19 protein-coding genes are annotated in these 20,679 nt (G+C 46.1%); 4 read left to right on the forward strand and 15 right to left on the reverse strand.

The annotated features are described in order from the left end of the window. Positions 1-102: 102 nt before the first annotated feature. The 10 genes from AKJ31_RS19820 to gap form a co-directional block, all read right to left on the reverse strand. Positions 103-1,680 (reverse strand): alkaline phosphatase, encoded by a 1,578-nt coding sequence (locus AKJ31_RS19820; protein ID WP_053410764.1) that lies wholly within the window; start codon positions 1,678-1,680, stop codon positions 103-105. A 239-nt stretch (positions 1,681-1,919) separates the two neighbouring features. After that, positions 1,920-2,276 carry a hypothetical protein gene (locus tag AKJ31_RS19825; protein WP_053410765.1) on the reverse strand — a complete coding sequence of 119 codons (357 nt, stop codon included), beginning with the start codon at positions 2,274-2,276 and terminating at the stop codon, positions 1,920-1,922. Between the two features lie 188 nt (positions 2,277-2,464). Next, complete coding sequence (locus tag AKJ31_RS19830; protein WP_053410766.1) at positions 2,465-3,394, reverse strand: ChaN family lipoprotein; 930 nt, start codon at positions 3,392-3,394, stop codon at positions 2,465-2,467. A gap of 76 nt (positions 3,395-3,470) precedes the next feature. After that, positions 3,471-4,289, reverse strand: coding sequence for a 23S rRNA (guanine(745)-N(1))-methyltransferase (gene rlmA, locus AKJ31_RS19835; protein ID WP_053410767.1), 819 nt, complete (start codon positions 4,287-4,289; stop codon positions 3,471-3,473). 166 nt (positions 4,290-4,455) lie between these two features. Next, positions 4,456-6,153, reverse strand: a complete 1,698-nt coding sequence (locus AKJ31_RS19840) for an NAD-dependent malic enzyme (RefSeq protein ID WP_053410768.1) — start codon at positions 6,151-6,153, stop codon at positions 4,456-4,458. 73 nt (positions 6,154-6,226) lie between these two features. Continuing rightward, positions 6,227-7,669, reverse strand: coding sequence for an SLC13 family permease (locus tag AKJ31_RS19845; RefSeq protein ID WP_053410769.1), 1,443 nt, complete (start codon positions 7,667-7,669; stop codon positions 6,227-6,229). Positions 7,670-7,891: 222 nt separating this feature from the next. Next, the gene (locus AKJ31_RS19850; RefSeq protein ID WP_053410770.1) at positions 7,892-9,247 is read right to left on the reverse strand and encodes a sigma-54-dependent transcriptional regulator; all 1,356 of its coding nucleotides are present in this window, start codon (positions 9,245-9,247) and stop codon (positions 7,892-7,894) included. Then, positions 9,231-10,985, reverse strand: coding sequence for a sensor histidine kinase (locus tag AKJ31_RS19855; protein ID WP_053410771.1), 1,755 nt, complete (start codon positions 10,983-10,985; stop codon positions 9,231-9,233). Before AKJ31_RS19855 ends, AKJ31_RS19850 begins: the two co-directional genes overlap by 17 nt. Positions 10,986-11,210: 225 nt before the next feature. Further along, on the reverse strand, positions 11,211-12,092 hold the full coding sequence (locus AKJ31_RS19860; RefSeq protein ID WP_053410772.1) for a D-hexose-6-phosphate mutarotase: 882 nt from the start codon (positions 12,090-12,092) through the stop codon (positions 11,211-11,213). Positions 12,093-12,213: 121 nt separating this feature from the next. Further along, a complete protein-coding gene (gene gap, locus AKJ31_RS19865; RefSeq protein WP_005380697.1) occupies positions 12,214-13,209 on the reverse strand; it encodes a type I glyceraldehyde-3-phosphate dehydrogenase in 996 nt (331 codons plus the stop codon). Between the two features lie 336 nt (positions 13,210-13,545). Between gap and msrB the strand changes: the two genes are divergently transcribed. Further along, positions 13,546-13,950 carry a peptide-methionine (R)-S-oxide reductase MsrB gene (msrB, locus tag AKJ31_RS22730; RefSeq protein ID WP_072161411.1) on the forward strand — a complete coding sequence of 135 codons (405 nt, stop codon included), beginning with the start codon at positions 13,546-13,548 and terminating at the stop codon, positions 13,948-13,950. Between the two features lie 51 nt (positions 13,951-14,001). On the opposite strand, the gene AKJ31_RS19870 is transcribed toward msrB, so the two are convergent. Next, complete coding sequence (locus AKJ31_RS19870; protein WP_053410862.1) at positions 14,002-14,817, reverse strand: DUF2989 domain-containing protein; 816 nt, start codon at positions 14,815-14,817, stop codon at positions 14,002-14,004. Positions 14,818-14,925: 108 nt separating this feature from the next. On the opposite strand from AKJ31_RS19870, the gene AKJ31_RS19875 reads away from it, so the two are divergent. After that, the gene (locus tag AKJ31_RS19875; protein WP_053410773.1) at positions 14,926-15,207 is read left to right on the forward strand and encodes a YeaC family protein; all 282 of its coding nucleotides are present in this window, start codon (positions 14,926-14,928) and stop codon (positions 15,205-15,207) included. A 63-nt stretch (positions 15,208-15,270) separates the two neighbouring features. Here the strand turns inward: AKJ31_RS19875 and AKJ31_RS19880 are convergent, their stop codons facing one another. The 4 genes from AKJ31_RS19880 to AKJ31_RS19895 form a co-directional block, all read right to left on the reverse strand. Next, a complete protein-coding gene (locus AKJ31_RS19880) occupies positions 15,271-15,765 on the reverse strand; it encodes a YchJ family protein (protein WP_072161406.1) in 495 nt (164 codons plus the stop codon). A 20-nt stretch (positions 15,766-15,785) separates the two neighbouring features. After that, positions 15,786-17,000, reverse strand: coding sequence for an EAL and HDOD domain-containing protein (locus tag AKJ31_RS19885; RefSeq protein ID WP_053410775.1), 1,215 nt, complete (start codon positions 16,998-17,000; stop codon positions 15,786-15,788). A 126-nt stretch (positions 17,001-17,126) separates the two neighbouring features. Next, on the reverse strand, positions 17,127-17,852 hold the full coding sequence (gene lpxH / locus AKJ31_RS19890; RefSeq protein WP_053410776.1) for a UDP-2,3-diacylglucosamine diphosphatase: 726 nt from the start codon (positions 17,850-17,852) through the stop codon (positions 17,127-17,129). Between the two features lie 65 nt (positions 17,853-17,917). Beyond that, positions 17,918-18,412, reverse strand: coding sequence for a peptidylprolyl isomerase (locus AKJ31_RS19895; RefSeq protein ID WP_053410777.1), 495 nt, complete (start codon positions 18,410-18,412; stop codon positions 17,918-17,920). Positions 18,413-18,614: 202 nt separating this feature from the next. Here AKJ31_RS19895 and cysS point away from each other — a divergent pair, with 202 nt between their 5' ends. Both cysS and AKJ31_RS19905 read left to right on the forward strand, forming a co-directional pair. After that, complete coding sequence (cysS, locus tag AKJ31_RS19900) at positions 18,615-19,997, forward strand: cysteine--tRNA ligase (protein ID WP_053410778.1); 1,383 nt, start codon at positions 18,615-18,617, stop codon at positions 19,995-19,997. Positions 19,998-20,069: 72 nt separating this feature from the next. Next, positions 20,070-20,648 carry a thymidine kinase gene (locus AKJ31_RS19905; protein ID WP_053410779.1) on the forward strand — a complete coding sequence of 193 codons (579 nt, stop codon included), beginning with the start codon at positions 20,070-20,072 and terminating at the stop codon, positions 20,646-20,648. Positions 20,649-20,679 lie beyond the last annotated feature (31 nt).

Consider the following 20,679-nt stretch of genomic DNA (forward strand, 5'->3'; position numbering starts at 1 on the left):
GGGCTTTTACTCAAAGAACAAATTTTGTGCATTATCTGCCAATGCGTCAAGAACTTATACGAAATAAAAAGCGCCCCGACTGGAGCGCTTTAGAGTAAAGAGTTACTTCACTTGTGCTTTGATGAACTCACCCAGCTCTGAGTGATGCATGATCTTAGAGACTGGCAGAATCTTCTCTGCTGGCCCCCAGGCAAACACGTTCACTGGCGTATGCGTGTGTGTGCCTGTACCCCAAACGATGTTCTGTCCGGTGGCTTGTTCACGAGCAATCAGGTTTGTACGGTCGTTGTACGGGTAGAAAGCGTCAAAGTCATTAATCGCTGGAATGTTCTCTTCCGCTAAGTAGCTGTGTCCTGCCAAACGGTATGGGTTTGGTTTGTTTTTCAGGATGTTCGCCGCTTGAGCTGACGTGATTGGGAACTCGCTGTTTTTGTTAATGATTTCAGCAAGTTTCTCCGGTGTTTTGTTTGACTCTTCCAACTCGTCGAACTGCTTAAGCATGCCGTAGTAGCTGACTTTTTGATTGTACAGTCCTGATAGGATATCGAATGAACCAAAGTTGAAGTTCGGCGCGTAGTCTCGATCCTTAAATGCTTCACCTGAACGTTTTTCTGCTTTTGGCAGATTGCTAGAGGAATAGCTAAAGCCAAATGAGCCAGTTTCGTGGTCGGCGGTAACAATGATCAGTGTATCGTCGCGGTCTTTTGCCCATTCGTAAACACTGTTAACTGCTTCGTCGAACTTGATCATTTCATGCAGCATAGTACCAGCATCGTTGCTGTGTCCCGCCCAGTCAATCTGACCGCCTTCAACCATCAGGAAAAAGCCATCTTTGTCTTTAGCTAACGTGTTAATCGCTTTTTCAGTCATCTCTTTTAGTGATGGCTGGCTGCGTTTAGGGTCTTGCTTGCTGTTGGTGTAAGCAATGCCGTCGTCCATACCAGAGTAAGAGAATAGGCCGAGAATCTTGTCACCGTTGGCTTTATCCAGCATTGAGCGGTTGAACGCCAGTTGGTAGCCGTCTTCTTGAGCTTCGGTCAGTAGGTTGCGGTCGTCTTTACGTTTTGACTTTAAGTACACGTCGCCTTGAGTCAGTTTCTCAAGCTGCGCGTAAGTGTCGCCTTTATCGTTCGTCGACTTAGGAATCCAGTGGCGAAGACCACCAGACAGCATCACATCCACGCCTGTTTGCAACATATCAGAGGCGATGTCGTTTTCTAGCGAGCGGTGCGGCTGGTGCGCGGCGAATGCGGCTGGCGTTGCGTGTGTTAAGCGGGTATCTGATACCAGTCCGGTTGCTTTACCCAAGCGTTTTGCTTGCTCTAAAACAGTCTCAACGTGATTTCCTTGTGAGTCGATACCAATCACTTCTGATGCGGTGTAGATACCCGTAGCCAGCATCGTTGCTGAACAAGCGGAATCAACCACGATGGCTTCTTCTGGGTGGGTTAGAGAGGAGCCGAGCACGCCTTCTTTTGCTAGGGTGTACAGCGCGGTGTGTTTGCCTTTGTAGATAGAGTCTGGTGCTTGATTTGCGTAAGTTTCCAGTAGGCCAACTTGTTGTGGTCCCATCCCGTCGCCAATCATTAAAATAACGTTTTTGATTTCAGCTGCCACGACGTTAAAAGAAAGAGTAGAGGTCGCCAGCACAGCCATAGCGGTTTTTGATAAATGCTTCATCGATTAATCCTTGTTTTGCGAGCGAGTGGATTTAATCATTGAAAAGCTTAAGTTTTGTGTCGCTTGTATGACATTTCTGTTGCAGAAGGGAATTAAAAAAGCTCACCGGTTGGTGAGCTTTGGATTAGTTTAGGAGAGTGGAGCATGACTAAAGAAAGGTCTTCATTATTAAATGGGGTTAGTTTGCTCACCAAACTCAGTTATTTATCGTCAGGATAAAAAGTTTCTCTGACTTAGTATCAGACGATGGCGAGCAGAATGCCGCCAATGGTTGCCGCAGCGGACAAGTATTGCCCCGCTGAGTAGGACGTATCGTCTTCTTCTTTAATTTTGTCTGGATGGTCCATACCCAATGCGCCGTGGGCGAATGATTCAACTTGATCACCGACCGTTTTATCGTGCTTATCGACAACCTTTGAGTCTTTCTCAATTTCCTGCAACGCAGCCAATAGTGCTTTGCCTTCATCAGACAAGGTAACTTTATTGTGTTCTATTTTCAGTGGTGCGGATGACGGACTGCTTTGTACATCCTGAGATTGAGCCTTAACCTGTCGGGTTGGTGACAGCGTGGCTGGCTCCTTGCCTACTGGTATCATTCTGAACTCCTTCTACTGTCCTAGACAGTTTATCGGCCAAAACTTACAAAACTTGGGTAAAAAATGCGTTATATGAGCGATTTTTATCCAAGCACAATCCGTGCCGTTTTTAGAAGGTGATATCAGTTATTAACAAAAGAGTCAGAGACTATTGGCGTACTGACTCTTTTGTTGAGGAGAGGAATAGATTAGCGACAGGTTAACTCTTCGTTTCGTTTACCTAAATTGCGGTACGCTTCCATTTTGTTTTCTAGCTGCACGTATCGCACCGGTGGGTCAAGAACGAGTAAGCGGTAATCTTGGCCGAGGTCTTCGCTTATGCTAGCCGATGGGGTGATCACCACGACCTTAAGATCTGGGTTGCGTTTAAGGATAGACGCTTTGGTTCCAAGTCCTTGCTCTACGTGAAATTTCCCTGCGACATGAACCACTTTGTGTCCCGGATTGTCTTCGAGATAATTGACGATGCTTTCTGCCATAGTTTCATCCCAAGTCACCTGAGCGGCAAACTGCTTCTCGGTCTGCTCTGGTTTGCCATGATGCATCGAGGCCATAAATTTATCTTTATATGCGGACGGCGAGGTATCGATATCTTCGGCAAGCTGAGAACGCTCTTTGCGGGTGAGCTTATTGAGGTAATCCAATCCCTGTTGACCGATGCAGCGCACAATCGGTTTTGGTGCGTTGGCCGCGATAATGTCCATATCTTTGGCTTTTGCGAATTCAACCAATGGACGGTAATCGCTGGCGTAGTTTGGCCACGCGTTGCCGTTTTTAATCAACATTTGCTCGCCAATTTTACCCGCGAGGTACTGGTCAACGACGGACTGTTTGTCGCGTGAGAACTGCTCCATCGACAATGCAATCGCATCGTTAGATTGGCTGAGTGACTTCAATAAATCGGTTTGGAAACGGTGAATACCAGAGTGGGTATGCCATTCACCGATCAGGATGACATCGGCAGAACGGATACTGGCTGGAAGCTTTTGAACGCTGATAGCACTCGCTTGTGGCGAATAGAGTTGGTAATCGTAAAAGGTACTAACGGACTGTTTGGGCGTCGCGGAACAACCGGCAAGGATCATCGAAAAGATTGATGTAGCGAGAATATGACGCATTGAAAGCCTCCATAAAATAATCAGAGTATATTAATAGAGGCTTACAGCTTACTCAATATAAATGAGAACTATTCTCTTATATCTTGCGGTAAACTCTCAACATGAAGTCGGCTTCACATTTGAACAGTGCTGAATCGGTCAATTCTTCACGCAGGCTGTCAGACGCTTTCCACGCAAATGGTGTCATCTGTAATAGGTCAAATGCATCACCATCCGCTAATTCCATTATGTAGGATAGTTTTTCTTGGTGCTCAAGAGCAAAACCATTTATTTGCTCTGGATCTTCATTGTGCAGGCGTACTTCTTGATAGATACGTTCACGCAACTGATACAAATGGCGACCCGCGGGCGTGACCGTAATGACAACACCGTTTTCATTGACGACGCGTGCGAGTTCCTCAGCTTTACACGGTGCGTAAATGCGTAGGATGCCGTCTAAGCTGCTATCAGCAAAAGGTAAGCGATGGCTAGACGCGACACTGAACTGGCAGTTTGGGTAACGCTTAGCCGCGTAGCGAATCGCCACTTTGGAGATATCGAGACCAAAAGTCTGCGCTTCTGAGTGTTGCTCGGCTAACTGTTCCGCCACTTTGGTGGTGTAATAACCTTCGCCACAACCGATGTCGAGTAATTGGTGTTGTGTCCTTTGTAGGTACTGAGCGCACAGTTCAGCAACACGCAACTTCATTGGCTGATAGTAGTCTTTTTCTAGGAATCGACGTCGCGCCTGCATCATCTCTGTGTTGTCACCTGGATCTTTTGAGCGCTTGTGGTGCGCTGGCATCAGGTTTACGTAACCTTCTTTTGCTAGGTCAAAACTGTGGTTGTTTTCACAGCGATAAGTACGGTCGGCAAAAGCAAGAGGTTGATGACAAAGAGGGCAGGTATAGGACATAACAAGCTCAGTTAGTGATTGTGTGGACGGCGCTAAGAGTACAGAGGATTCGGTCGAGTTTCTAGCGTTGAGTGTCGAGTTAACTCAGATATCACTGGTTTAGAACGGTAGAGGGCAGTTTGAGCACCAACAAAAGCCACCTAAGTGGCTCTGCTGGTGGAGAGGATTAAAAAGAAGTGCGTCGGTACTGACGGTATTCCGGTTGCCAAAATGTTGCCTCAATTTTCGCTTTGAGTGCGTCGTCAGGAACCGGCAGTGCTAACTTTTCCTCGATCGCTTGCTTCGCGACGGCAAACGCAATCTGTTTGCTGATTTGTTGGATATCTTTAAGTGCGGGAAGAATCGCGCCGTTTGAACGTGTCGCTTGTTCTGCACTCTCAGCTAAGGCTTTGCTCGCTGCCATCAACATTGGTTCGCTAATTCGTTCTGCCTGTACGGCGACCACCCCCAATCCGACGCCTGGGAAGATATAGCTGTTGTTACACTGTGAAATCTCACGCGTTTGCAGCTTGCCTTGGGCGTCAGTAAATTGCACTGGCTCAAAAGGACTGCCTGTCGCCACAATTGCCTGACCTTGGCTCCACTGCAAGATGTCTTTCGGTGTCGCTTCCGCTCGTGACGTTGGGTTGGAAAGTGGCAGCACGATCGGCTGACTAGTGTTCGCACTGAGTGATTGGATAGCGTTTTGGCTGAATAATCCCGGTTGACCACTCACTCCGATTAAGACGGTCGCTTTGCTCTGTTTGACGACGTTTTCTAAACCTAAATCATCGGAATTTTGCCAGGTGCCTAAGTCGGTTTTGTTGTGTGCCAGTGGCTTTTGGAAGTCTGTTAAATCCGTCATGTCATCGGTCAAAAGCCCGTCACGGTCAATCATGAAAACCTGCTGCTTTGCTTGTTGCTCGCTCAAGCCTTCATGACACATTTGACTGATGATTTGTTTGGCAATGCCACACCCAGCCGAACCCGCCCCGACAAAAACGATGCGTTGCTGAGAGAGGTGTTCTCCTTTTTGACGACAGGCGGCGAGCAACGTGCCGACTGAAACAGCTGCCGTACCTTGAATATCATCGTTAAAACAGCACAACTGGTCGCGATAACGCTCTAATAGTGGCGTGGCATTCGCTTGGGCAAAGTCTTCAAACTGCAATAAAACGTTTGGCCAGCGACGTTTCACTGCGTCGATGAATGCTTCGAGAAATTCGTCGTACTCTTGCCCTGAAATGCGAGGATGACGCCAACCCATGTACATTGGGTCGGACAGCAGGTCGCTGTTGTTAGTACCAACATCCAAAACGATCGGCAGGCAGTGGGCTGGGCTGATACCTCCACAAGAGGTATAGAGCGCGAGCTTACCAATCGGAATACCCATACCGCCGATGCCCTGATCACCAAGGCCGAGGATGCGTTCGCCGTCAGTGACGACAATTACTTTAACATTGCGCTTGGTCGCGTTTTGCAGCATATCGTCGATAAGTTCGCGTTCAGGATAAGAAATCAATAATCCACGCTTACGGCGATAAATTTTAGAGAACTGTTCGCACGCTTCACCAACGGTCGGGGTGTAGATCAACGGCATGACTTCTTCAAGGTGGTGGTTGATCAAATGGTGGAACAAGGTTTCGTTGGTGTCTTGAATATTGCGCAGGTAGATATGTTTGTCCAAATCCGATTGAAACGCGCACAGTTGTTGATACGCGCGAGCAGATTGGGACTCAATGGTTTCAATCGTGTGTGGCAACAAGCCTGTAAGATTGAACTCTTGGCGCTCTTGTTGAGAGAACGCGCTGCCTTTGTTGAGCAGCGGCGTTTCGAGTAACGCGGGTCCGGCAAAAGGAATATATAAAGGGCGTTTGTATGTCATAGTTCGTCTGTCATTGGTTTTTGAACGGTGCCTAGCGCAAAACTAAGCACCGTGAACGATTAGAGTCGGACGTTTATAGACCAAACACTAGTGGAAGTAGCGTGATGCTGACGATGGTGATAAGCGCAATCGCAACGATATTGAGCAGGAAGCCTGCACGGATCATGTCACTCATCTTCAACTGGCCAGAACCAAATACGATCGCATTCGGCGGCGTCGCGACAGGCATCATAAAGGCACAACTTGCCGCGATGGCTGCAGGGATTACCCATACCATTGGCGTACCTGTGATTGATTCGGCGACAGGGCCAAGCAGAGGTAAGAAACCGGCTGCTGTGGCGGTGTTACTGGTGATTTCGGTCAAGAAAGTAATCAGCGCGGTGACCACTAAGATACCCATAACCAGTGAGATGGTATCTGCGCCTTGGATCTGTAGTGCGATGTATTCCGCCAAACCAGATGATTTGATTTTCGCGGCTAATGCGAGGCCACCACCAAATAGGATCAGGATTCCCCAAGGTACGTTTTTCGCGCTTTCCCAGTCTAGAACCCGTTGATTGCTGCCAGACTTCACCGGTAGGGCAAACAGTAAGATCGCAGCAGCCATCGCAATGCCAGTATCAGACAGGCCGATGCCCGTAGCTTTCGCAATGTAAGGACGGAAGATCCATCCCAGTGCGGCAAAGGTAAAGATGAAGAGTACTTTCTTTTCACCGGCAGACATTGCGCCCAGTTTGTCGAGTTGCTCGCGGAATACTGATTTAGAGCTCACTTCGCCCGCTTGGTCGACTTTGTAGCTGATTTTGGTCAGCCATACCCAAGTAAATAACAGCATGATAATCGAAAGTGGTAAGCCCATTTTCATCCATTGACCGAAGCCAATTTCAATGCCGTAGCTATCAGATAAGTAAGCCGCCATCAGCGCGTTTGGTGGTGTACCGATCAAGGTTGCGATACCACCGATACTCGCACCGTAAGCGATAGAAAGTAGCATCGCTTTGCCGAACTTATCGTTGTTTGGATCGCGGTCAGTGACGATTTTGATCACTGATAATGCGATAGGTAGCATCATGACGGCAGTCGCGGTGTTCGACATCCACATCGAAAGAAATGCGGTGACCAGCATGATCCCAAGCACTTGTATGCTTGGTTTACTGCCGGCAAGCAACATCGTTTTGAGTGCGATTCGGCGGTGTAGATTCCAACGTTCCATCGCGATTGAAATCAGGAAACCACCGAGGAATAGGAAAATTAAAGGGTGCGCATACGGTGCTGCGACTTGTTTGATGTTGGCGATACCCGCCACAGGGACCACAAAAAGCGGTAGCAGTGATGCCGCTGGAATCGGTACGGCTTCAGAAATCCACCAACTTGCCATCCAAAAAGCCAATCCGGCGGTGCGCCAAGCTTCTACGCTTAGTCCTGCTACCGGAGGGTCAACCAGTAAGGTTGTGAGCATGACCAAAGGGCCTAAGCACAACATTATCCATGGTGTTTTTTTATTATTTTCACTCATTCTTTCATCCTTTGTAACCACCAAAATCGAGTTTGGTGGGAAGTTCTTGATAGGCTGCTGCTTCCCAGCAGAGTCCTATCAGTGCAAAAGTGTTGCCAGAATGTGAAAATAAATTTAAATTCAATTAAAACAGTTGGTTATATTGATATAGTTTGTCGTAACTAATAAGTTTGTGCGGATTCCCACACAGTATTTACTTGGTGAGTGTCACCATATCCGCACTCATGAGTTAATGAATTTGCTACGTTCAATGCTGTATTTGGCCACCTTGTCGTAAAAGGTTTTTCTTGGCAGCTTTAATAGGGCGATGGCTTCTTTCACTGAGCCAGACGTTTGGCTTAATGCTTCTTCAATCAACGCACACTCGTAGAAAGCGACCTTTTCATGCAACGAAAGGTCATCACTTGGCATCGTGAGGTTGGTGTTTTGTTGAAGTTCAACGGGCAAGCCAAGTAATACTTGTCGCTCAGCGACATTGCGTAGCTCTCGGACGTTTCCCGGCCAATCATAGCGCATCAGTTGGTCTAGCTCTTCACTGCTAATGGCGCGCAGTGGTTTGTGAAAACGCCCTGCGGCAATGGAACTGAAATGGCGAAACAGCAATGGTATATCGGCTTTTCGTGCGCGAAGTGGCGGAATGTGCACCGTGACAAGGTTTAAGCGGTAGTATAAATCCGATCGGAACAGGCCTTGCTCGGCGACTGCCAATAGGTCGACTTTGGTCGCGGCGACGAAACGGATATCGAGCGGAATGGCTTTGTTGCTACCGACAGGGGTAACTTTGCGCTCTTCAATCACACGCAGCAGTTTTACCTGCATCGCGAGCGGCATGCTTTCTATCTCATCCAAGAGCACGGTGCCGCCTTGAGCAAACTCTAGTTTACCTATGCGGTTTTCATTCGCGCCGGTAAATGCGCCTTTTCGGCTGCCAAATAATTCACTTTCGATTAAGTTTTCAGGCAGTGCGCCACAGTTAATTGCGACAAAGTTGGCTTGCGCTCGGTTACTGCGCTCATGCAAATAACGCGCGACCATTTCTTTGCCGGCGCCGGTTTCGCCATGAATCAACACATCTGCTGGCGTATCGACAACCGCATTGAGTAAGCCCATCATTTTCTTCATTTCTGGGGTGTCACCGAGAATCTGTGGTCCAGACTTCGCCGCTTTTAAATAGGCCTTCAGACGGCGGTTTTCAAGAATGAGCGTGCGCTTTTCTACCGCTCGACTCACGCAGTCCAAAAGCTGTTCGTTTACCGGTTTCTCGAAGAAATCATATGCGCCGTCTCTAAGCGCGGTAACGGCGAGTTGAACGTCGGCGTATCCGGTTAACATGATCACTGGGATATCGGCATCAAGGGTTTGAATCGCGCGCAGAACGTCTAGGCCGTGCATACGTGCCATATTAAGGTCTGAAATCACAATGCCATGAAACTCATCGTTGAGAACAGCCAAAGCGTCATCGCCATTTTCAAATGCCTCGGTTTGGTATCCTTCAATACCTAAGAGTTGTGAGAGGGAGTCTCGAATAATTTGCTCGTCATCGATGATGATGACTTTGGCTTTAGTTGTGCTCTGCATGTGGTTTTCTTTTTAACCTCAATGTGAATTTCGCGCCTTGGTCAGCTTCGTTATTGGCCGCCAACAGTTCTCCGCCAAACGACTGGATAATGCTACGCGATATCGCTAAGCCTAGGCCTAAGCCGTTATCTGATTTGGTCGAATAGAAAGGTTCAAAAATCGACTCAATAGTGTGTAGATCCAGTCCGGTACCAGTATCTGAGATGGTGATAAGTTCCCACTCGCCGTCTTGTTCAAAGCGAATCGAGATTTGTTTTTTTGCGCAGCCTTGCATTGCCTCAACAGCGTTAGACAGCAGATTGACCAGCACTTGTTCGAGCTTAAGTGGATCGCCCCAAATTAACATACTGTGTGGTTCCGCTTCTAAGGTCACACCACTGCTATTGATCTTTGGCCCAACAACAATCAGTGCATTGTTCAAGCAGCTTTGCCATTGACACCAATCCAGACGATGCTCGCTAGGGCGGCTAAATTGCTTAAGCTGAGCGACGGTTTTGTGTACTCGGGCAATCAACAACTCGATGTTAACCATATTTTGCTTCGCTTCATCCAGCATGCCTTTCGCCAGCATTCTTTTGCTTGCGACTAAGTAGGTACTCATAGCGCTCAGCGGCTGATTGATCTCATGGTTGACGCTTGCTGACAGTTGGCCAATCGTCGCCAGTTTGGCCGATTGAACCAGTGCTTGGTGCGCATTCTCAAGTTGCTGAGTTCGCTGGGCGACTTCGCTTTCTAGCGCGTTTCGGGTAAAGAGCAGCTGTCGGTAGCCTGCGATTCGGCGAAAAACAAATACCATGGCGGCCACTAGTAAGGCGTATGCTAGGCTGGCTAAAATAAGTGAAACCTGTACGTTATCCCGCGCTTCGCTCACCGGAAGCAACATAACGAAATCTAGGTCGAGCAGTGGCAGTTTGGCTTCGCCATAAACATATTGTTCGTGATGCTGAGGGCTAGACTCGATTTGCCAAATCGATTTTTCCAGATAGGGTGTTGAAGTGATAGCGTTACTGAGTCGTTGTTGCTGAAGATCTAAGTAACGGTGAGTAGCCTGAATTTCTGACCAGGTGTAGTCGTCACTTTCACGGAGTTGTTTCAGTCGCCAGTATGGATGATTAGAAATGAACACGACTTCGTCTTTGCCATACACCATAAATTTGGCGCTGTTCGAGCCAGCAAGCCATTCCGTGTCTTGTTCAAATTTGTCGATATCGACTTTAACCGCGATGACGCCGATGCTCTCGTCGCCAGTATAAATAGGGGCTGAGAAGAAGATACCTCGCTCACCCGAGCGCAGCCCTAACGCGTAATCTGTCCAACGATTACCTTGCATTGCTTGGTAAAAATAGGGGCGGAACGCGTAGTTTGAACCGATGTAACTTTTGTCGGATTGATAGTTGCTGGATGCAATCACATCACCGTGAGCATCGAGGACGTAAACATCGCTCGCACCACTGGTCTTTTGAATATCCAACAGGATTTTGCTTAACGCGTAAGTCTGCGTTTCTTGTTTGAGTACCTGACGTATTTGGTAATGACTGGTGAGTAGGTCCGGAATGTGTTGGTAGCGTTCGAGCTGTTTGTTGAAATATTGGCTAACGTTGACCGCTTCGGTTGACACTTGCTGGTCTAAACGTTGGAACCAGTAACGCTGAGTAATCAGGGCAGTCAGGATAATGACGAACAGCAAGCCGGCGATAAAAAGGGTAAGAAAGCTATACAGCTTTTTCGACTTAGACATGCTTTCAAATCCATCTGACTCAATGACAACACCTTCCTTAATTCACCATTCTGGGACCTATATTGATTGGTTTGTCAGGAATGGCGAGGTGAAAATATAACAGATGAATATAAATAAAAGATAGACGTATATTGTTACGGCATAAGAATGGTTGTTGTGAGGGCAGTAAGCACAACAAGACAATGATAGGGCAAGCAGGCCGCCTGCCCAATGTGTTACTTGAACTTAGGCTGAGATAATGGTCTCAAGTTGGTAAGTCTCTCCAGGATGCAGCGTCTTACCTTGTTCAATGGATGGCGCGTGGAGTGTTGATTCAACACATAGGAAGGTTTCATAGCCGTTGTCTGGCATATCGCCCATCGATTGTGCGCCTTCAAGCCAAGGGTTCCATAATACTGCGCAGTTATGACCGTGGTTGGTTATGGTGAGCGTGCGTTGCAGTACTGGGTCTTGGATGAGGATATCGGATTCTGGCTGAGTGTAGACACGGTCGATAGTATCGCTTAGTACCAACTCTTGGCCGCCTTGAATCACGTCATCGTTTTGCAGACTATCGATGTACTCTGAGCCCATTCCAGTGACTTTCGCTTGTTTGATATCACCCACATTTAAGTATGTGTGTAGTGCGCCAGAGAATGTCCACGGTTGCTGATCGATGTTGTCAACTTTTAGCGAGACTTTCAGCTGTTCGGTCACTTCGACAATCAAACGTATACTGAATAGGTGTGGCCAAATCCTTAGGCTCTCTTCACTTGAGTCCAGACCGAGCTCAACAATAACACCGTTATCATTCTCTCTATGCTCGATCAGTTGCCAAGTTGAATTGCGAGCAAAACCATGAGCAGGTGCAGCAATGCGACCAAACCAAGGCCAGCAAATAGGGATGCCACCACGAAGCGCTGCTTTGCCATCAAAAATGGCGGTATCGCTCATCCAAATAAGGTCTTCTTGACCTGCTGGTTGAAATGAAACTACATGACCACCGTGCAGCGCGATGCCTGCGCTGGCTTTGTCGTGCATGACACGTACAATTTTAACGGCGTCTTTTTCTACAATAGTCACACAGTCTGAGAGGGCAGAGACTACTGGAAGTGATCGTAAATCCATATTTATCGTTCCTGATGTGTAGATGCTTTAGTAGCATTATTACAGTATTCAAGATACAAAAAAGGCGACTATATAAGCCGCCTTCTTTTCAACTCAGTTAAGAGCTAATCACTGTTTCTAATTACTTAGAGATGTGTGCGATTAGGTCTAGAACTTTGTTTGAGTAACCGATTTCGTTGTCGTACCAAGATACAACTTTAACGAATTTGTCAGTTAGAGCGATACCTGCTTTAGCATCGAATACTGAAGTGCAAACTTCGCCGATGAAGTCTTGAGATACAACTGCATCTTCAGTGTAGCCTAGAACGCCTTTTAGTTCGCCTTCAGAAGCTTCTTTCATCGCTTTACAGATGTCTTCGTAAGAAGCACCGTTAACTAGGTTAACAGTTAGGTCAACTACAGAAACGTTAGCAGTTGGTACGCGGAAAGCCATACCAGTTAGTTTGCCGTTTACTTCTGGAAGTACAACGCCTACAGCTTTAGCAGCACCAGTTGAAGATGGGATGATGTTTTGAGAAGCACCACGACCACCGCGCCAGTCTTTAGCAGAAGGGCCATCTACAGTTTTTTGAGTTGCTGTAGTTGCGTGAACTGTAGTCATAAGACCAGATTCGATACCGAACTTGTCGTTAAGAACTTTAGCGATAGGCGCTAGACAGTTAGTAGTACAAGAAGCGTTAGAAACGATGTCTTGACCAGCGTAAGTGTCGAAGTTTACGCCGTTAACGAACATTGGAGTCGCGTCTTTAGAAGGACCAGTTAGTACAACTTTTTTCGCGCCTGCAGTAATGTGCTTACGTGCAGTTTCGTCAGTTAGGAAAAGACCAGTTGCTTCAGCTACAACGTCAACACCGATTTCGTCCCATTTTAGGTCTTCAGGGTTGCGCTCTGCAGTAACACGTACAGTTTTACCGTTAACGATTAGGTTACCGCCTTCAACTTCAACAGTACCGTTGAAACGGCCGTGAGTTGAGTCATACTTAAGCATGTATGCCATGTAGTCTACATCGATAAGGTCGTTGATACCTACTACTTCGATGTCGTTGCGCTCTTGCGCTGCACGGAATACGAAACGACCGATACGGCCAAAACCGTTAATACCTACTTTGATAGTCATTATAGTTGCTCCACAACTTAATTTCTGATTAAAGATAACTGGTAGTAAAATTACAGAATCCAGTCAAAATCTGCAACCGATAATCGGACTTAACTTGTTTAAAGTCAAAAAAAAGCGACGCTTTTTTTCACAATTCGCCATATATGGTCGTATTTTGAACGGATTACTGGTTTTTTCCCTAACCAGTTGACGTAATATTGTTTCGGATGTTTAAAGCTGTGCTGAAAGTTTAACCATCTCTTTATGGTGTCAAAGTATGTGCCACAAAGGTTATTGTTAGCAAGTTTTTCACAAAAAAAGTCAAAATTAAAAATAATAAAATGGAGGAAATTAGTCGTGAATCAGAAGAGAGAAAAGCTGGTGAAGCCTGATGAATACTGGCGTGAGTCGCTCTCCGAAGAAGAGTATAGAGTATGCAGACAACAAGGAACTGAGGCTCCGTTCAGCGGTAAGTTGTTACATAATAAGGAGACAGGGGTCTATTCATGTACCTGTTGCAATAGTCCACTATTTTATTCAGACAACAAATATGACTCGGGGTGCGGATGGCCTAGTTTTGATGCCCCTATTAATGATCAGGCTATTCGCTATTTAGAAGATCTAAGTCACGGAATGGTGAGAACTGAAATACGCTGTTCAGTATGTGATAGCCATCTAGGTCACGTTTTCCCCGATGGTCCTAAGACGACTGGGGAACGTTTTTGTGTAAACTCAGTGTCGTTAATTTTCAACAATTCATAAAAAAGCGGTGAAGATCTCACCGCTGTTTGTTTCATCCTTTCAATTGAAATATCAATATTTGGGAACTAGTTCTTTACTAAAGGTGCCATTTTTGATGGCACCGATAATCTTGGCGGCGTTGTCTTCCAACTGTTGATATTTCTTCTCATCAAAGCCGTATAGGAGTTGTAGTTCGCTTTCCGATGCGATTGGTACTCCATATTCTTTCGCCACCATCGCCCAGATGTATGCCTCTTCTTTTCTTTTGAGTTGATAGGTTGTACTAGCTAAAGATTTGAGCACTTCGTTGTTCACTTTATTGTTCTTCGTGAGTTCAAGGGAACGAATCAGCAGATCATGGGTTTTTTCTTTGTCGCGACTGGTATAAAAAGTCGCAAGCGCGTACTGCATTTCTGCCGTCTCAAGAACGGGTTTTCCTTCCAGTTGCAAAAAGCTGCGTTTGGCTTCTTCATTACCTGTACGGCTCCAAAGGAAATACAGCGCTTCTGGTGACTTGGATTTAATCAAGTTGCTGATGATCTTTTCCATATCTTCAGTAGCAAACAGCATCGAGTGAACTCGTCGCTCTTTTAACTCAGTTTGGTCGATAGCTTGGATCTGTGCCGCAAGCTCAAGACACTTCTTGTACTTGCCTAATAGGTCATATTCTTTGATTTGGTTCTTAGGTGATGGGTTCTTTAGGGCGTCAAAGCGATGCCAAATCAAATCAGTTCTAGGAACGCGACATTGGCCATCGTCCATATTTAAACGTTCACACTGCAGGGCAGGGGTATCGTTGCACAACTGTTCGGTGTTCTTGCGACTTTCAAAACAACCAGTCAATGCAAGGCAGAGTACGCTGACCATCAGCGCATGTGTTTTATTCATCTTCATAAGGTGGCTTGTGATCCGTTAGACTTATTTCTTTATCGATCCTTGACTACTTAATAGGGGCGGTTATGTTCTTTGTCGTTCAATTTAATCAAAGGATACACCATGGACGCAAAGCAGTTAATTGATGCCATCACACCTGAAGCTTATGAGCGTCTACTTTTTGCTGTTGAAACAGGAAAGTGGCCTGAGGGTACCCCATTAACTCTAGAGCAACGCGATTCTTGTATGCAAGCTGTGATGCTATACCAATCTAAGCATAATAAAGATGCACAGCATATGACGGTCGCTCAAGGCGGTGAGATCAGCTTCAAATCTAAAGCGGAACTCAAAAAGCAGTTTAACTCTGCTGAAGAAGACATCGTTCGAGTTAACCCAAATCATTAAGAACTATAGATGGTTCTAATAAAGAAAGGCAGAGTAAACTCTGCCTTTTTCAATTTCTGTGGGTTAACCACAACATTTTTTAAATTTTTTGCCGCTGCCACAAATACATGGGTCATTTCTGCCAACTTTGAGATTCTTGATTGGCTGCGATAGGCGTGCATCTTGCGGTTCTTCAGGGAAAGTGCCGTCAATGTAGTACCACTGTGGTCCTTCTTTAACGAAGCGTGAGCGTTCTTGCAGGCAAAACTCTTCACCGTCTTGCTTGAAGTAGGCTTTAAACGTCACAAAGCCTTCATTCTCGTCAGTGCCGTTCTCACTCGACAACACTTCTAACTTACACCAAGCACTGTCTATCGATTCTGCAATCTCGCCACGTTGAGACTCTGCCTCGCAGCTTGGGTGATAAGTTTCCACCACAAAGTCGACCAGCTTTTTGACATGGGCAGAATAACGCGCGCGCATCAATTGCTCTGGTACGTTTGCCAGGGTTGAATCTTGGTGGATAGGTTCGCAGCAGTCTGAATAAGACTGCTGACTGCCGCACGGGCATAACGACATAATGAAACTCCAAATACTAACTAACGTTGAACAGAGAGCAGTTCAGCCGCCCACGCTACGGCGTTATCGTAACATTCGCTCAACGTATCTTGTGATAAGTGCAGTGCCTGACAGAGTTGAGAAACGTCATCCCATTCGGCACGCTCATAGGCTTTAATCAGAGAGAGCAATTGACCCAGCGCACCGCTTTCTTCAGTCAGGGCGAGTTTGATTGCTTTATCAATCGGCACTTCGGCAATGATCTGTTCAATAGGTAAGTCGAGCAAACTATCAAGTAGCGAGAACATACCCATCAAAAAGGCTTTGCTTGGGTCTATGTTCGATAGCTGTTTATGGACAAGCAGTTCACAGAAACGTGCACGTTGGATCGACAGGCCGTATAGGTAGTCTGGTTTTTGGCTATCCGTCGACGCAAGCGCCACCAAAGAGATGAACTTACGAATCTTGTCTTCACCAAGATAAACCAGTGCTTGCTTAAACGATTGGATTTTCTTTTTCACCAGAGAGGACGAGTTAACGTAAGTCAGCAGCTTGTACGACAACGTAACGTCTTTACTGATCAAGGCTTCTACTTTCTCGTAGTCAATGCGCTCATGTGAAATTTCAGTGAGCAACTGGATGATGCTCATAAATGAAGGCTTCAGCGCTTTACGTTGAATCATCTCAGGTTTGCTAAAGAAGTAACCTTGAAAATAGTCAAAGCCGATTTGCTTCGCGTGCTCAAACTCTTCGTAAGTTTCCACCTTCTCGGCTAGGAACTTAATGCCTGTTTTTGCAAAGCGGTCGATGAACAGCTGCGCTTTTGGCAGCGGTACAATACGAATATCAAACTTGATGATGTAGATATAAGGAAGAAACTCGCGCCAAGCTTTGGAAGGGACGAAATCGTCAAGTGCGATTTTATACCCCAGTTGGGACATTTCTTTAACCGCTTCTAACAGTTCATCTGTTGGTTCGCAGTCTTCGAGAATTTCGATAACCAGACTGTCAGCAGGAAAGAGGGTCGGTACGCGGTTGATCAGGCTTTTATAAGGGAAGTTAACAAAGCCAAGCTTGTCACCCAAGGTCGCGTATTGAGTAGAGAGTACATGATCGGAAAGCAAACGGCTTGTCGCTTCCTCGGCATCAATGACCGGGAAAGTATTTTTAGGTCCATCCCTAAAAAGAAGTTCGTATCCAAACGTTTTTTTATCTTTATCCAGTATTGGTTGCCTGGCAACGTACGAATATTTCAAGATGTTTACCTTGCTCGGAGAATAAATCAACAACTCACAGCAGTATCACTGCTGTACAAAAAAACGGAACAAGCATTCTGGGTCGTCAATCAACCGTATGAAAGTGGTCAACGTTAGACAAAGTTTTTACAAAAATGGTCTGGTTTGTAGCTCTATATTTTTTTTATCGCATACCAGTACGGACCCTTGAGTGTACCAATCCCCTAAGACAATTCTAGTATTAGTCGATTGATTCGTCTCAAATATGTGGACATCAGGACGGTGAGTATGACCATGAATCATCAAATCAACTTGGTGCATTTCCATCACGCGTTCGACTTCACTTTGAGTCACGTCCATGATTTCAAGAGACTTAGTTTTTTTATCGTCTCTGATATCAGATTGAATTTTACTGACAATTTTCTTTTTAATAAACATCGGGATGCGATTAAACAGCCATTGCAGCCATTTTTTATTCACTTTTTCACGAAACTTCAAATAACTGACATCTTGTGTGCAAAGTGTGTCCCCATGTAGTACCACTGCTTTTCGGCCATACAGATCAATCACAGTTTCATCACCAAGCAGTGTGATCCCTGTTTGCTTAGCAAATCGTTTGCCGACCAAAAAGTCACGATTACCTTTGGTAAAGAAGCACGGCACGCCAGCATCGGTCAATTGCTTGAACTCACCCCGGACAAAGTTTGCAAAATCGGATGTGTCGTCGTCACCAATCCAAAAATCAAATAAGTCTCCCAGGACATAGAGCGCATCAGCTTTGACGGCTTCTTCTCTCATAAACTGAGCAAAACAGTGATTGATAGTGGGAGTCGCAGGGGAAAGATGGAGATCGGAGATAAATAGCGTGGACATAAAACTCGGTTACCTACTGGAATGGGCAAGAGGGAGGAACCGATAAGGGCTCCTCCCAACCATCATTATTCTTCGATGGTTGCGCCAGTGATTACCACGTCTTCCAGTGGTACATCTTGGTGCATGCCGTAAGAGCCAGTGCTTACGCCTTTGATTTTGTTGACTACGTCCATGCCTTCAACAACTTCGCCGAATACGCAGTAACCCCAACCGTCTAGGCTTTCGCTACGGAAATCTAGGAAAGTGTTGTTGTTCACGTTGATAAAGAACTGAGAGCTTGCTGAATGCGGCTCCATAGTACGAGCCATCGCGAGTGTACCGACTTTGTTGCTTAGGCCGTTGTTCGCTTCATTTTTAATTGGAGCGCGAGTTGGTTTTTCACGTAAACCAGACTCCATACCGCCACCTTGAATCATGAAACCGTCGATAACACGGTGGAATAGCGTGTTGTCGTAGAAACCATCACGGCAGTACTGTAGAAAGTTCGCGCTTGTTTCCGGTGCTTTTTCTTCATTAAGCTGAATTTTGATGTCACCAAAATTAGTGTGAAGGGTGATCATGATTATGTCCTTTACATATGTTTTTGATTTGAACCAGAGATTCTATCTCAACTTTTCGGACATTAACATGCGAAAAGTCGAGGCTAAGTGATGAGTATAGGCATTATTGGGCGGTTTTTACGCTTTGTAGGGATTACTTAACATGGCTCGAATTGATATACTGACCCACTATTTTGTTTAACCTAATAATTAGATAGAGATCATGTTAAAGATATATAACACACTCACAAGACAGAAAGAGGAATTCAAACCAATCAATGCTGGCAAAGTCGGCATGTATGTCTGTGGGGTAACCATCTACGATCTCTGTCACATCGGTCACGGCCGTACGTTTGTTTCGTTTGATGTCGTGGCTCGCTACCTGCGTTACCTGGGTTATGATCTTACCTTTGTACGTAACATCACAGACATCGACGACAAAATCATCAAACGTGCGAATGAAAATGGCGAGAGCTGTGATTCATTGACTGAACGTCTGATTGGTGAAATGTACGCAGATTTTGATGCGTTGAACATGAAGCGCCCTGATATCGAACCGCGCGCGACGCAATACATCGATGAGATCATCGAATTGGTTGAGAAACTGATTGAGCGTGGTTTTGCGTACGTTGCTTCTAACGGTGACGTTATGTTTGAAGTAGGTAAGTTCGACGAGTACGGCAAGCTGTCAAAACAAGATTTGGACCAGCTTCAAGCCGGTGCCCGCGTTGACGTAGAAAGTGCAAAACGCAGCCCGCTAGACTTTGTTCTGTGGAAAATGTCTAAGCCGGGCGAACCAACATGGGAATCTCCATGGGGCCCAGGTCGCCCAGGTTGGCACATTGAATGTTCAGCAATGAACTCGTCAATTCTTGGTAACCACTTTGATATCCACGGTGGCGGTTCTGACCTGCAGTTCCCGCACCATGAAAACGAAATCGCACAATCTTGCTGTGCACACGGCACTCAGTACGTTAATACTTGGATGCACAGCGGCATGGTGATGGTGGATAAAGAGAAGATGTCTAAGTCGCTTGGCAACTTCTTCACTATTCGTGATGTATTGCAGCACTACGATGCGGAAACCGTGCGTTACTTCCTGATGTCTGGTCACTACCGTAGCCAACTGAACTACAGCGAAGAAAACCTCAATCAAGCACGTGCTTCTTTAGAACGTTTATACACTGCGCTACGTGGTCTAGATCAAACAGCTTCTGCAGCGGGTGGTGAAGAGTACGTGTCGCGTTTTGCGGCAGCGATGAACGATGACTTCAATACACCAGAAGCTTACTCAGTTCTGTTTGATATGGCGCGTGAAATCAACCGTCTGAAAACAGAAGACTTATCGTCAGCGAGTTCTCTAGGTGCGCTAATGCGTGAACTTGCGGATGTGATTGGTATTTTACACCAAGAGCCAGAAGCCTTCCTAAAAGGTGACGCAGGTAACGATGACGAAGTCGCTGAAATTGAAGCGCTAATTAAGCTTCGTAACGACAGCCGCGCAGCAAAAGATTGGGCGAACGCAGATATGGCGCGCGACAAGCTGACGGAAATGGGTATCGTTCTGGAAGATGGTCCAGAAGGTACAACGTGGCGTCGTAAATAATCAACCTTTCTAAAGGGCTGTAAATACAGCCCTTTTCTTTGTTTATAATTTGGTTTGTGTAGGTACCAATCTGTGGCTCAGATGTATTTCTATTACTCCGCGATGAATGCGGGTAAATCCACCACTCTTCTTCAATCTTCATTTAACTATCAAGAACGCGGTATGACACCTGTCATTTTTACTGCCGCATTGGATGACCGCTATGGTGTCGGCAAAGTTAGCTCTCGAATTGGTCTGCAATCCGACGCACATTTGTACCGTAGTGATACCGATCTGTACTTTGAAATTGCCGCTCTGCATGAGGTAGAGCAACGCCACTGTATTTTGGTTGATGAGTGTCAGTTTTTAACTCGCGAGCAAGTTTATCAACTGACAGAAGTCGTGGATAAGTTGCGTATCCCAGTATTGTGCTATGGTCTGAGAACGGACTTCTTAGGTGAGCTGTTTGAAGGCAGTAAGTATTTACTTTCTTGGGCAGATAAACTGGTTGAGCTGAAAACTATTTGCCACTGCGGCCGTAAAGCCAACATGGTCATCCGTACTGATGAACACGGCAATGCGATTGCTGAAGGGGCGCAAGTGGATATTGGTGGTAACGACCGTTACGTATCGGTGTGTCGCCAGCACTATAAAGAAGCGATGGGGAAATAACCCCAACCGCAGACACAAAAAACGGAGCATT

Origin of the sequence: Vibrio hepatarius (genome assembly GCF_001274785.1) — a bacterium.
Lineage (GTDB): Bacteria > Pseudomonadota > Gammaproteobacteria > Enterobacterales > Vibrionaceae > Vibrio > Vibrio hepatarius.